The 12,808-nt window shown below is 58.0% G+C and carries 8 protein-coding genes, 1 tRNA gene and 4 pseudogenes; 4 read left to right on the top strand and 9 right to left on the bottom strand.

What is annotated here, in order from left to right; all coding sequences use genetic code 11:
* Positions 1 to 108 precede the first annotated feature (108 nt).
* On the bottom strand, positions 109 to 1,245 hold the full coding sequence (locus ACW9UR_RS20805) for a GMC oxidoreductase (protein ID WP_458919290.1): 1,137 nt from the start codon (positions 1,243 to 1,245) through the stop codon (positions 109 to 111).
* A 321-nt stretch (positions 1,246 to 1,566) separates the two neighbouring features.
* Positions 1,567 to 1,698 (bottom strand): annotated as a pseudogene (locus ACW9UR_RS20800) (NAD(P)-binding protein); the annotation flags it as partial.
* A 218-nt stretch (positions 1,699 to 1,916) separates the two neighbouring features.
* Between ACW9UR_RS20800 and ACW9UR_RS20795 the strand changes: the two are divergent.
* Positions 1,917 to 3,131 (top strand): hypothetical protein, encoded by a 1,215-nt coding sequence (locus tag ACW9UR_RS20795; RefSeq protein ID WP_458918987.1) that lies wholly within the window; start codon positions 1,917 to 1,919, stop codon positions 3,129 to 3,131.
* A gap of 76 nt (positions 3,132 to 3,207) precedes the next feature.
* Positions 3,208 to 3,930 carry a polysaccharide deacetylase family protein gene (locus tag ACW9UR_RS20790; RefSeq protein ID WP_458918986.1) on the top strand — a complete coding sequence of 241 codons (723 nt, stop codon included), beginning with the start codon at positions 3,208 to 3,210 and terminating at the stop codon, positions 3,928 to 3,930.
* A gap of 13 nt (positions 3,931 to 3,943) precedes the next feature.
* On the opposite strand, the gene ACW9UR_RS20785 is transcribed toward ACW9UR_RS20790, so the two are convergent.
* The 4 genes and pseudogenes from ACW9UR_RS20785 to ACW9UR_RS20770 all read right to left on the bottom strand — a co-directional run bounded on the left by ACW9UR_RS20785 (position 3,944) and on the right by ACW9UR_RS20770 (position 6,127).
* Positions 3,944 to 5,146, bottom strand: coding sequence for a hypothetical protein (locus tag ACW9UR_RS20785; protein WP_458918985.1), 1,203 nt, complete (start codon positions 5,144 to 5,146; stop codon positions 3,944 to 3,946).
* Positions 5,147 to 5,362: 216 nt separating this feature from the next.
* Positions 5,363 to 5,554: pseudogene (locus tag ACW9UR_RS20780) on the bottom strand (integrase core domain-containing protein); the annotation flags it as partial.
* A gap of 73 nt (positions 5,555 to 5,627) precedes the next feature.
* Positions 5,628 to 5,846: pseudogene (locus ACW9UR_RS20775) on the bottom strand (DDE-type integrase/transposase/recombinase); the annotation flags it as partial.
* Between the two features lie 77 nt (positions 5,847 to 5,923).
* Positions 5,924 to 6,127 carry an IS3 family transposase gene (locus ACW9UR_RS20770; protein ID WP_458918984.1) on the bottom strand — a complete coding sequence of 68 codons (204 nt, stop codon included), beginning with the start codon at positions 6,125 to 6,127 and terminating at the stop codon, positions 5,924 to 5,926.
* A gap of 983 nt (positions 6,128 to 7,110) precedes the next feature.
* On the opposite strand from ACW9UR_RS20770, the gene ACW9UR_RS20765 reads away from it, so the two are divergent.
* The gene (locus tag ACW9UR_RS20765; protein ID WP_458918983.1) at positions 7,111 to 7,851 is read left to right on the top strand and encodes an ABC transporter ATP-binding protein; all 741 of its coding nucleotides are present in this window, start codon (positions 7,111 to 7,113) and stop codon (positions 7,849 to 7,851) included.
* A gap of 3 nt (positions 7,852 to 7,854) precedes the next feature.
* On the top strand, positions 7,855 to 9,489 hold the full coding sequence (locus ACW9UR_RS20760) for a putative ABC exporter domain-containing protein (protein ID WP_458918982.1): 1,635 nt from the start codon (positions 7,855 to 7,857) through the stop codon (positions 9,487 to 9,489).
* 229 nt (positions 9,490 to 9,718) lie between these two features.
* Here ACW9UR_RS20760 and ACW9UR_RS20755 read toward each other — a convergent pair.
* From ACW9UR_RS20755 to ACW9UR_RS20745, 3 genes and pseudogenes are all read right to left on the bottom strand, one after another.
* Positions 9,719 to 11,104 (bottom strand): annotated as a pseudogene (locus tag ACW9UR_RS20755) (DDE-type integrase/transposase/recombinase).
* A 141-nt stretch (positions 11,105 to 11,245) separates the two neighbouring features.
* Positions 11,246 to 11,322: transfer RNA gene (locus ACW9UR_RS20750), tRNA-Met, on the bottom strand.
* Positions 11,323 to 11,815: 493 nt separating this feature from the next.
* Positions 11,816 to 12,484 carry a TetR/AcrR family transcriptional regulator gene (locus ACW9UR_RS20745; protein WP_458918981.1) on the bottom strand — a complete coding sequence of 223 codons (669 nt, stop codon included), beginning with the start codon at positions 12,482 to 12,484 and terminating at the stop codon, positions 11,816 to 11,818.
* Positions 12,485 to 12,808 lie beyond the last annotated feature (324 nt).

Here is a 12,808-nt window from a genome sequence, read left to right as displayed (position 1 = left end):
ACCCAACCAAAATCACACGCCAATAATAATATTAATTGATCCTAAATCATTGAAAAACTCCAACCTTAAATAAAACGGTTCTGGCGAACATTTGTAAATCGACGACACCTACACGCCTCCACTTGAAAACTGGCGCGAACCAGCCAGATACTGGCCAAGGCGACGACCCAGCGCCATTATTGTAAGTGTAGGGTTTATGTAACTTCCAGTCGTGAAGACCGATGAGCCAGCCACGTATAGGTTTGACAGCTGGTGATGACGGCAATTTGCGTCAACAACACCGCGTGAAGGATCGTGATGCATCCGCGTAGTGCCCATATGATGATGCGAGCCTGCGAGCGGCACCGCCGAACCTGACCAGTGCATCGCAAGGAACTCTTTCTCGGGATTCTCGGTGAAGCCAGGAAGGTAGACCTTGCCCTGACCGGTCTTCTTCATCGCATCGCGAAAAAGTTGAATACCCCCAAGGACCGCTTGAAGGTCAGTCGCCTCCAGCCGCCAATCGATCTTCGCGCACCGTCGTCCCAGCTTATCAGTTTCATTACCGAGCGTGACCGCACTCGACGGGTTGGGCATTTGCTCTGACATAAATGAAATGGCAGTTAAGGCCGAGCGGCTTTCGTTAGGTTTCGCCGGAGAACCATCACCACTGAGCGCGCACGCGATATTTGACAGCTCATCCGGAAGCCATTCGGGTTCAGTTGGCCACAGATTAAAGCCGATCCCCGGCAAGCCTTTCGCTTGCGCCGTAGCCGCTTCCAACTCGAACATCCAGCGTACCATCTGGCCGGCCCTGTCGGCTTCGAGTGCCAAGCAGCGCTGCATTCCTGGCGCATACGGCACTTGAGGAACCAGCAGACCACAGATGCCCTGGGGATGGTCCATGAAGCGCTCTCCGGGAATGCATTTGTGCAACTTCCCCGGCAATGAGTGTTCGAGTTCAAGGAGTAGGCGGGCGTTCTCGATACCACCTGTCGCGAGTACAACGTCACCGACAGCCAAAGAAAAATGGCCCAAAGCTTTACTGTGACAAAGCACCCTGGCGACACGATCGCCGGCATCACTCAATCTAAGACCACACACGACGGTATCTACGGCAATCCGCAAGCCGGGATCGGCGCTCAAGCGCCCCAGCACACGCTCCATGTATGCATCCTTGTGAAGGTACAAGAAATGCACCGGTGTAAAGCCTGGTAGTGGTAAAATGGACCAATCTTCGTGAGGGGGCGCGATCGCTTCGAGCATGTCTGCCCCCTGCCCCGCAAGCGCATACCCGTGGTCTGCGAGGCCGACCGAAGACAGTATTTGATGGGTAGCCGGGGCGATGTCAGCAAAGCTTATTGGCCAGTCATTGTCGCCAGACCCGTCTCCGGAGCAGAAATCCCAAGGGTTCAAAGGGCGCAACTGAACATGCCCGCGGGCCCATGCGCCAAATCCTTCGGCCCAAAGCCACGCCGACCCGCCCAGTCGGATTGCGCGCATTTCCGATACGTCTCCGTAAGGGAGCCCGCTTGGTGATACCTCCACACACGGGTCGGATCGGCGAGGACCGTCCGAGCCAGCTTCGATCATGAGCACGTCAAGCCCAGCTTCGCGGCAAGCTGCTGCAACGGCGAGGCCCGCAGGGCCTGAGCCCACGACACAAATTGCGGCAGACGGGTTTTCGTCCCCGAGCGGATCAGACGGTGCCAAGATCATGTTTACACAATAATAAAACAGCTGCCGTTTGTCAGGCGAATTAAAGTAGAGCAGCTTCGGGACGGAATAGACTTCGCGCTCCACGCGAAACCAGCAAATACGGTTACCGCACTAGCCGCTTCATTCGATTACTCATCAAAAACAGCGCACGCTATGGGTTTGCTCGAATCCTCCGGACACGTAGAGTTATCGGGGCGAGAAGTTGAGGATGGAGACCTATGGCGCGTGTGATGATCTCCGTCACCAATGTGGCGACGTACCCGACGGGAGGGGGGCACTGGTGGGTCTACGCCAATTGGGCGCTCGGCCTGCGCCGCGCCGGCTGTGACGTTTATTGGCTCGAGCACGTGCCTGCATTGGCGGATATCACGCCCGAAACGATGAAAGTGCACGAGACCCGCCTTGCACGGATCGGACTGGAGGGCCGGGCACTCCTGGTGCAACATGATCCGGACGTAGACCGGTTGCGATCAATTCCGGTAATGTCTGATGTCGCGCTCGACCAGTACCTTGGTCAGATCGATCTACTGCTGAATTTCAACTACATGCTCCCGGCAAGTATCCTCGCGCGATTTCGGAAAACCGCGTTGGTCGATATAGACCCTGGCCTCCTTCAGTTCTGGGTCGGCAACCGCCAGGTCGAACTCTCGCCGCATGACATCTATTTCTCAACCGGAGAAACCGTAGGACGGCCCGACGCCCGTTTCCCCGATTGCGGCGTTGAATGGAAGCGCACCCGGCCCGTCGTTGATACCGAAACCTGGCAACCGGCGCTTTCTCCTGATGCCCAAAGATACACAACCGTTTCTGGTTGGTACGGGCACCATTGGCTGACGGATGGCCAAGGGACCATGCTCGACAACAACAAGCGCGCGACGTTTATCGAGTACTCCATATTGGCACAGGAACTTCCGGTTACGCTGGAACTTGCCTTGGATGTAGAAGCCGGCGACCTCGACAAAGCTACGGCAACCTACGACTCGGACGACGCCCCCTCGTCCGCGGAGGCTTTACGCGATTACGGCTATGACCTTGATGATCTTAGGTTCATGCTCAAGCGCGGTTGGCGCATCAGGTTGGCCTCTGAGGTCTCGTCAACTCCAACGGATTACATGTCCTACATCGCCGGATCACGCGGCGAGTTCAGTTGCGCCAAACCGTCCTGCATGTACTTCGCCAATGCATGGGTCAGCGACCGGACACTCTGCTATCTTGCGAGTGCCAAGCCCGTTGTCGTTCAGGATACCGGGCCCAGCACGATCTTGCGCAACGGCGAGGGCATGCACCGCTTTTCCACGCACGAGTCGGCACGCGAAGCCTTCGAGATCGTCGAGAGCGACTATGCGCGACAATGCGAGGCGGCGAGGGCCTTGGCGGTGGAAGAATTCGACGCAAAGCGCATTGCGGAAACTGTCATGAACAGCGCGCTCTGATGCAACAGGAAAGCATCAGGACCACTCGACGGGTGCCGCTTCACCGGCAATCGAGCGAATCTCGAGGCCACCCATTATGAGCCGCCGCCTCGCCGTCCTCGGTCTGCACAAGATCGGCGAACCCTCGGATCCGGTCTGGGAAACCTGGAACTACGTACCGACGACCGAATTCACCAGGATGCTCGACGTCATCGAGAGGTCCGGGTGGGACGTCATTGACCTGGACCTGCTTCGCCGGTCGTTTGCGAACCCATCCCTCATTCCGGAACGCGCATTGCTCATCACCTTTGACGACGGCTACCTCTCTACGTTGACCGAGGCGCTACCTGCGCTGCGAGACAAGGGCTATCCTGCAGTCGTCTTTGTTCCGACGGCCTACGTGGGTGGGACCAACAGCTTTGACTTCAATGTCGAGCCGACCGAAGCAATGTGTGGATGGAGCGAATTGGCTGAACTGAATGCCAACGGCGTCGCGGTGCAGGGCCATACCGTAACGCATCCGCAGTTGTCCGAGATCGGGGATGCGGATCTCGCCTATGAGCTGAAAGCCTCACGCCAGGTACTTGAAGACCGATTGGGCACACCTGTCGACTCTCTCGCCTACCCTTATGGCAATGCCGACAACCCCAGTCTGACGGCCGATTTCCTGAGCGAAGTCGGCTACACAACCGCCTTTCTCTACGGTGGCGGCATCAACGACCTGCCTATCGCCGACCAATATCGCATCGCGCGTCTGCCTGTTGGGCGCGGTACGGATATCGAGGAATTGTTGCGGGAGGACTCGGACGTCGGAAGATAGGTCTTGGGGCTCCTCAGGTCAGGCCCATGGCGCTTGTCATGGCACCAACGACCTTCTCTGCCTCAAAATACTCTCTACCGATCTGCAACGCGGCATCGGAGTTCGCCGCATAATCCGCTTCGATCGCCTCAGTCGCCGCAACCGCATCTTCCATAGTTGTGAAGGGGTAGAGACCCAGTCCGGTGGGCAGGATGTTCCCGAACCCGGTATCCTGCGTAATCACAGGAGCCCCGGCAGCAAGGTAGCAGGCGCTCCGATCGCTGAACCAGCCGCTACGCAAAATGTGGTACTGGCTTTTGGCGACGGTAAATTCACAGCTCGAACCGGTGATGTAGTCCCGATAGGTATCCGCATCGTCCGAGATGCGAACCGCGTCCTCGAGGTGCCAGCCTGCCTCGGTCAGAGCGCCGATCTCTTCTGCTGTGATCTTCGCGTTCTTCCCCGATAGATTGGCGAGTGCCAGTTCGAACCGGCCAGATGCGCGCTTGGGCAGATCGATGAACCGACGAAACTCTGCACTCTTGCTCCATCGTTGTGGCCTGCCATCCCATTCCACATCCTTTTCGCCTTCCTGATCCCAGTTCGCGATTGTCGTGTAGCGCTTGGGTTGCACCGCTGCCGACGCTCTATCTCGCCCTGCCCACCAGTCGGTAACGACAGGTTGCCTTGTCGGAATATAGCTATAATCCTCTATCGGAACCGGACAATCCGAGGCACCGAAATTCTCACCGAATGTAAAATGGTGAGTGTGGTTGTCGATATTCTCAAGATATTCGGTAAAGCGCTCATCCTCAGCGGACGCTTTTCCCAACTTGTAGAGGTTATATTTCAGTTGGAACTCTACCGGGTCGGTTTCGATATGCGCGCGAAGCGGCACCTTTTTAAACTCGTCCTTGAGGACCGTAGACGCGGTGACGTTGAACACCGCAGCAGCCTGAGACAGCACCCGCGCGAACGTATCATCATCCATGCCATAAGGCTCTTCAGCGCTGACCGAACGGTAGAACCATTTTCCATCGAAGCCGTACCGTCGCATAATATCAGTGATGAAACTGACAGCATTATCTGGCGCCCAATAACCCGTGTCCTCGAAATAGACGACATCGAAACCCAATCGCCGCAAACCCTCCATATAGTGGAGATACTGCCAAGCGATGCCGCCGTAGGGATACCAGCCCATAATACCGGCTACTATGACCGTTTCTGATCTCGTCATCTACGCTGCAACTTCCCCCGTCTGATCTGTGACAGGATTAACAGCCAATTTGAGTAGTCTTTCCCACTCTGAACTCGGCGATACGTTCCTTTCGAGTCACAGAGGCACCATGGCGAAACTCAACTGGATGGTAAAGTTCCTAACGCCTAATATAAAAGCGCTGAAGGCTGTAGATTACAATGTGGGCTGATCCCGTTGTGTGGTCCAGGCTGAACGCTAATGCGTGGTTGGTCTCCAATCCATCAATATGACCGCCTCTGGTACGGGCGACCTGTAGGCAAGTGAGCTGTGAGATTTGGTGTTGTAGTGTTTCCGCCATCGCTCGATCAGGAACTGTGCCTCTCTCAGCGAGTAGAACACCTCGTCGCGCCACAACTCGTCCCGGTACCTGGCGTACAATGACACGCAATAGCCGTTCTCCTACTGAGAGCCAGGTTCGATATGAGCGCACTTGGCGCCGATCGTCGCGAACCTTCGGGGCAATGAACTCAGGGCCGTTGTCCGGCCGAATTAACCGGGGCGGGCCGCATTGGATCAAAAGGGCCGTCAGGGCGTCGAGGACGTCAGTTGAATTGAGCTTCCTCTCGATACGGATCATCAGCGCCTCCCGCGTGTACTCATCGACTACATTAAGGGCCCGATAAGCTCGGCTACCGCCGCTCCGGTCCTGAACGAAACCGTAGCTCCAGACGAGGTTCAGGCGTTCGTGCCGGAGCCGTACACAGGATCCACCGGTCCGCCAGAGCCGTCCATTCTTCTTCTGCTAGTGAGGCACCTTCAGCCCCTCGCGCCATAGTCCTCGGATCGATGGCGGACAAGTGCGCGCCGCGCCACCCGCTTGTGGTTCACATGCAAGCCGGACTGCCAAAGCTGGGCTGCAATCCGCCGGCAACCATGGCGTCCCTGTTGCCAAGCCGACTCGATAACGCCTGCTGTGAGCGCCTCCTCATCGGAGCGGTTCTGTGGAACCTTTCTCTGCATGAATCGGTGCTGTCCCAATGTAGAGCAGGCGCGGCGCTTCCGCACGCTAAGCGTCTGCCGCACATGCTCGACACAGCGACGACGGCGCGCCGGCTCAGTAGTTTGGTCCCCCACCCGCATTCCGGCGCGGATCGAACGATCATGATGGGGATCAGCGAGTGCGGCGACTAGCGCCTGCGATCCCTGCAGGGCCATGGCGCTCGTGCAGTCGTGCGAACTGTGGGCGGAAAACGGACCGGTTCAGCAGGTTGGTGAACAAACTTCGGGAACGTCGGGGGAGGGACCCCACCATTGTCGCCGGAGCCCACAGGACTGCGCCCATCATATGAGCGCTGCCGGCCAAAGGGCGCCTCAGCCAGCAGCCGGTCGCCGCCAGGCGCACGGCCCCTGAACCGGAGCAGCTGGTTTGTGGTCGACGTCTCATCAAAAAACACCAGCCAGTGCGGCGGGTCACGCATCCGGGGCTGGCGAAGATTGGTTCAGTCATCGCGCTTCTACTGCCCCCGGGTGCGGCCGCGTTCCGTCGCGATAACGGATTATCATAATGAGAACTCGAGGCGCATAGGGCATCGGGAAACAAAGTTGCTCCGTGGCGGCGCCGCGCTCCGCTGCCACCAGGGCGCCGGGTTCCGGCACTGTGGATGTCCGGTCGCGCCTCAACGTCGGCATTAAGTTAGCCCTGCAGTGGCACCAAGCGATCGCGCCTATCGGGCCGGATCGGGCACCCCCGGTCTCACGAAAGCTCTGGATCAGCATGACGACGCAGTTCAGCGAGACGTCGAACATTTGCCGCTGCGGCGTGGCAGCTCTTGGTTGCCGCGACGCAGGCCGCGATCCGGCGGCGGAAATCCAGTCATCGGGGCCAACCCGTGATCCACCTCCAAATATGGAGAACTACAAACCGCGCCCCACAGGAATCCCCGATTCCCATTTCGAGCTTGCCGCTCTAATGTGGCAGTGCACCGCCTGTCGAGCAAAGAGCGATGATCACAGTCACGAACTTCAGCAAGCACTACAAGGGTTTCGCAGCCGTCAAAGACCTCAGCTTCAGGGTCGCACCCGGCCAGATCCTTGGACTGGTCGGCCCGAATGGGGCGGGCAAGACGACGACGTTGCGCGCCCTTTGCGGTATTGTTCCACCGACGTCGGGGCACCTCTCCATCGCGAACCATGACATCGTCAAGGCGCCCATTTCGGCCAAACAGAGCCTTGGTTACATTCCCGACGATCCACGGCTGTTCGACACTTTGACGGTCTGGGAACATCTGGCCTTCACCGCCGCCGCCTACAAGGTCGAGAGCTTCGAGGAACGCGCTGAAGCGCTTCTTCAGTCATTCGACCTTTTGCACAAGCGCGACACGCTCGTTCACAACCTGTCACGTGGCATGCGTCAGAAAGTGGCGATCGCTTGCGCCTTCTTGCACGATCCGAAGGTCATCCTCTTCGATGAACCCCTGACCGGGCTCGATCCCCAGGGTATTCGCGGCATTCAGCAGGCGATACGCGAACGCGCGCGCGACGGTGCGGCAATCATCATAAGCTCACACCTCCTGAGCCTGTTCGAGACCTTGTGCACACATGTCATGGTGCTGAACCTTGGTGAGTGCCGTCGGTTTGGCACAATGAGCGATCTCCTTGCAGAATTTGGTCAATCCGACAGTAATTCGGCGCTTGAAGCTGCTTATTTCACGATCACACAAGATAAAAAGATGAGTGAAATCTGAGTCATGGACGTTGCTCTTCTTCGCCTTCTCGCCATGCGAATGCGCGGCGGCCTTCGCTTGCGCATGATGCAGATAATGAGCCTGCGCGGCGCGTTGTTCTTTCTTGCGCTGGGCGGGATCATCTGGCTGCTGATCGCGACAGGCGAGCCGGTTCCGAACGTGCGCCTGTTTGGCGGTGCAGGTCTCGATTCACAGGCCATGCGCGATCAAATAAGCACATTCATGCCGCTTGGACTGCTCGGGATGACGCTGCTTACGGTGGCGCTGACGACGGGTCCGTCGTTTCACTTTTCGCCGACGGAGATCAATTTCCTCTTTGTCGGACCGTTCAGCCGTCGCGATCTGATCCTGTACAAGTTCATCGCATATACTGCCGGTGCCGCGCTGAGCGCCGCACTCATCGCACCCTTTGCGCAAGCGCAAACGGGTTCAGCTCTTTCAGCCTTTACAGCCACGCTTCTGACGCTCCTGTTTGTTCAATTGAACAGCGCAGCCGCGGGCATGGCGTGGCAGGCGTTCGAAGGTAACCGGCTTGCGCGGATAAAATGGCCTGCGACTGCGACGGTGTTTGCAATTGCGGTCGCCGCCATGATCCACGCCTGGGCTGTCCCTGACCGCAACGTCTTCGACCTTCTGTCGGAGGTGCGCCACTCTTGGATCGGCACCGTCCTCCTGATGCCCTACATCGTTTTTACAGAACTGTTTCTGGCAAGAACCTACGTTTCTCATATGGCCTTTTGGGCCACCCTCGCGGTCCTAATCAATGTCGCGCTGTTGTGGACGGTCGTCATGCTGGACGGTCGCACGTCGGAGCGCTCTCTGGGCGAATACGCCCGAAAGAGCGACCGCTGGGAGCGGATAAAGCAGGGAGGGTCGTTCTGGGCTATCGATCGGACCGAGGTTCACTCGATCCGCACTGCGCCGATGCTCGGAGGCTTGGGGCCCATTGCCTGGCGCCAGGCCATCAAGGCCGACCGCAACTCATCGAAGGTAATCACCGTATTCCTTGGTGTGGCCGCCTGCGCGGGGCCCGTTTCTTCGGCGACCGGAATACCGATCACGGACGACCGTGCATTGATGATGGTATTCTTCTTCTTCGGGTTCATCCTTCCACGCACGTTGATATGCGATTTTCGCGGCGACTTGAGCCGGATGGAAACATATAAGACTTTGCCGATCGCGCCGTGGCGCATCTGTGCAGGCCAACTCGCGGTTCAGGTGCTGCTGTCCTTCGTCGTTGCGCTCACATTGATTGTCAGCCTCCTGCTCTTTGAACATCGTGTCACCGCTCCCGTCGCTCTGGCACTGGCGGTGTTTGCGCTTCCGCTGACGCTTCTGATCTACGCGGTCGAGAACACGATCTTCTTGCTGTTCCCGGCAAAACTCATACCGATGGGTCGGGCGGACTTCGAGTTTCTCGGTCGTTCATTACTCGAGTTCATAGCGAAGATGCTAATCGTTCTCTTTGCCTTGATGGTAGCGGGTGGTCTTGGGGCATTCGCGTTCATAACGCTCAAGACCACGTTGGTCTTGGCTGGCGTGGTCAGTTGGCTGGCGCTGATCCTAATTGGAGGCTTGGCAACGCTCGCAATGCAGTATGCTTTCAGGCGGTTCGTAGTCGCAGAGGCTTTTGACTGAGCTAGGTATGGCCTGCCCCATCGGTTTGTCCGGTTTCTGTCTTTGTGCATGTGGGCTCGGTTGCTACTATCAGGGTGGCTAGCGAAGCGGCTCCAGATAGGGGGCCAGCCACTGCACGACCTCTGGAGCCGGTGGGCGGCAACCCAGCGATGGGTGCAGGCGCTTAGTGTTGAAGTGATGCCGCGACCCCACGATTGTCCGTCGTCAGATGATTTGGAAGACGGTGGTCTTACGGTGAGCGGAGGGCCTGGCTCTTTCGTGATTTAGGGTACGCGGCTGTCTGGCGAAGAAGCAGGCGCCGTTTCTCGATTGTGTTCCGTTGAATCTCCTTTGGTTTTTTGAGGATGGTGTCTGCCCTGCCAAAGTAGGCATTCGCCGAGGTCAGTTTCCTGAGGCTGTCGTGGTATCAGCTGGTGGCTGTAGTGCCCGACGAAGTCGCCGATGGCCTCCTCGAGCGCGCCGGGCAGGAAATAGTTCTCGAGCAGCATGCGGTTCTTCGGGGTGTGATGCCAACGCTCGATCTTGCCCTGGGTCTGGGGATGGTTCGGGACGCCGCGGACGTGATCCATACCCTGCTGTTCAAGCCAAGCTGCCAGATAGCCAGAGATACAGTACGATCCGTTGCCGCTGAGCGGTCGCGGTCGATTGGCGACCGTCGCGCTGTCGTATCCTGAGGCCACCAAGGCATCCTCCAAGGTCGATGTGACATCTCCGGCGCGCATCGTCTGCAGAGCTGCAGGCGACAATGCAACAGCTGTAGTCGTTGAGGACCGTCGATACATAGAACCAGCCCCAGCCGATGACCTGCAGGTAGGTGAAGTCGGTCTGCCAGAGCTGGTTCGGCCGGGTCGTCTTTTCGTAGAACTCATCCGCAGCCTTGATGACCGCGGAGGCCGGGCTCGTGACGAGGTCACGTGCTTTCAGGAGCCCGTAAACGTGGCCTCGGAGACGAAGTAGCGCTTCGCATCCGTGAACCGGACCGCGAACCCACGTGGCGACAGCTCGGGTTGATCCAAGGCCAGATCCACGATCTGGCAGCGTACGGTGTCCGGGATACGGTTCCAGACTCGATCCCGCCGCGAAAAATGATCCTCGAGACCGGCTTCGCCCGGAGACATGTAGCGGTCGTGCCAACGATAGAAGATGGTCCGCGGAATGCCGAACGTCTCCAGTGTGCGCTTAACCGGCGGTGAGACTGCTCAACGATTCGAATGATCTTAAGCGTTTCAGAGGCTGGGTGCCTCATGCTTCGTCGTCCCCATCCCCGAGAATGTTTTTTTTAGCGATCGTTTCTCTAGCATCAGGTCGGCGACGGCTCCTTGAGCGCCGCCGTCCCCGAGCGTAACTCCTTCACCTCCGGCGCTGTGGCCTGACGTGTCGTATCGCCAGCGAGCTGCTTCTTGCCGGCGTCCAGGAACTTCTTCGACCATGTGTCGTAGAGGCTAGTGGCAATCCCCTAGCGACGGCAGAGTTCCGCGATGTTGACTTCGCCACACAAACCTTCCAGCACGATGCGGATCTGCTCCTGCGCGCTGAACTGGCGCCGTGTCTTGCGACGGATGTCCACGACGACCTTTTCGGCCGGCTGTTTCGGTGTTCCCGATACATGTCTCACCGTCACTCCTTAACGGTTCAGATGAGCCAGAAATCCTCCACTACGCAATCACGCCTATCTGTCCCATGGCCGCTGATTCCAGATAAGTATGTGTCAAAAGACGCATGCTTACACTAAGAGCCCAACATTAAAATGAAAAAATGGTAGCGGAGGAGGGACTTGAACCCCCGACACGCGGATTATGATTCCGCTGCTCTAACCGGCTGAGCTACTCCGCCACGGCGAGGGGGTGTTTAGGGAATCGCGGGGAGGGCGTCAAGCGGGAATAAGCCATGACCCGAGCTTCTGTTCGACGCCATCCGACGGGCAAGGCGCTCACGAGAATTCGCTTTCGCAAAGAGCCGATTGGACCTTGCACTATGAGTTGCAAGACCAAGGCCAGGCCGAGCGGCGCTCTTGCCGGAAAGGTGACGGCTGACGAGTGTACCCGCCGCGTCTAGCAAATCTCGATTTCGATACGAAAGCCACACTGCACGCGATGATGGATCCAAAGGCGCCCTGAACTAAACCCACATTGCTACCCGGGGCTGAAATTCGGCGCCGCGCCACGGACGGCTGCTCCGACTGCGAACCGGTCATTTTGCGAATTTTATCGGTCGGCCGGTGCGAGCCCAAGTTGACCAATGCTGCGGGCTGCACCGGCGGCAACTTAGCCGACTTGCCAGTCATCTGATCGAATCGCTCGGATGACTGCTTTCGACTGCTTCGAGACTACATCGCTCTTCTTAGCACGCGAAGAATCTCATCCTCGGGCGCAGCGTAGATCCCTTGGGACTTCTTGCTCTGGCCAATGAACAGCGTGAGACCCTCGATTGCCGCAGTGACGTGAAGAGCAAGCGCATCGCAGTCTGTTTGCGGCCAGTGAGGTTTGCTGGCTCCGATCAAACCCGAGATCACCTGACGCTCTGCCTCATGCAGACTGTCCATCAGTCTGGCTGCGGTGGCATCATGCAAGGAAAGCGCCCAAAGCTGCGGAAAGAAGGCGATCTCCGGTCGGCGCAGATCCTGAACGAGCAGTATCACGACCCTGTCGAGCGCATCCTGAGGCGTGGCCTCGTCCAGTTGCAGACATATCAGGATTTCGTTTGCGTAATCAGCAAGTCGGTCCCGCACCAGACTATCGAGGAGATCGTGTTTGGTCCTGTAGTGATAGGTCAGATTGCCCACCCGCATATCCAGACTGTTCGCCAGATTGCGCATGGTGAAATCTTCTGCTCGGGCATTGATGAAAAGTGACAACGCCCCGTCGAGTATCCGACGCTTGGTCCTGTCGCCGTTCGGAAGCCCTTCGACGCCTTTCGCAACCGGGCGCTGAGAAACCAGTTCTTGAAGCAGGTCCACCACCGAACCGGGTATGTAATGTACGATCTTCTTGTCCATTGCTACCAGATAGCTTTGCATCCGCCCCGAACGCAACGTTGACACAGACCTACCTGCTCAGCCAAGATTAGGACGGTTGTCCTACCAATGGGCCTGGCGATAACGCGAGGACTGTACGTCCTCCTCGAACCGTGAAACCGAGACGAGGGAAACCCGATGCGAAATCCGTTCAGTGCGCTCCTGCTCCCGTTAGCTGCCGTTGTCTTTTCCGGAACCTCGACGCTCGCAGAGACGGCCGAACGACCCAATGTTGTCATCATGATGGTCGACAATCTCGGTTGGGGCGAGTTGGGCGTCTACGGCGGTGGCGAACTGCGCGGAGCG

The organism is Halovulum sp. GXIMD14794 (genome assembly GCF_054457455.1).
The sequence above is the reverse complement of the archived record's forward strand: the minus strand, read 5'-3'. Positions and strand labels throughout refer to the sequence as shown.

What these genes read in the sequence shown, in the direction of transcription:
- ACW9UR_RS20805 (WP_458919290.1), bottom strand. Translation starts at nt 1,245, where the DNA reads ATGCTCGAAGCGATCGCGCCCCCTCACGAAGATTGGTCCATTTTACCA.
- ACW9UR_RS20795 (WP_458918987.1), top strand. Translation starts at nt 1,917, where the DNA reads ATGGCGCGTGTGATGATCTCCGTCACCAATGTGGCGACGTACCCGACG.
- ACW9UR_RS20790 (WP_458918986.1), top strand. Translation starts at nt 3,208, where the DNA reads ATGAGCCGCCGCCTCGCCGTCCTCGGTCTGCACAAGATCGGCGAACCC.
- ACW9UR_RS20785 (WP_458918985.1), bottom strand. Translation starts at nt 5,146, where the DNA reads ATGACGAGATCAGAAACGGTCATAGTAGCCGGTATTATGGGCTGGTAT.
- ACW9UR_RS20770 (WP_458918984.1), bottom strand. Translation starts at nt 6,127, where the DNA reads ATGCAGAGAAAGGTTCCACAGAACCGCTCCGATGAGGAGGCGCTCACA.
- ACW9UR_RS20765 (WP_458918983.1), top strand. Translation starts at nt 7,111, where the DNA reads ATGATCACAGTCACGAACTTCAGCAAGCACTACAAGGGTTTCGCAGCC.
- ACW9UR_RS20760 (WP_458918982.1), top strand. Translation starts at nt 7,855, where the DNA reads ATGGACGTTGCTCTTCTTCGCCTTCTCGCCATGCGAATGCGCGGCGGC.
- ACW9UR_RS20745 (WP_458918981.1), bottom strand. Translation starts at nt 12,484, where the DNA reads ATGGACAAGAAGATCGTACATTACATACCCGGTTCGGTGGTGGACCTG.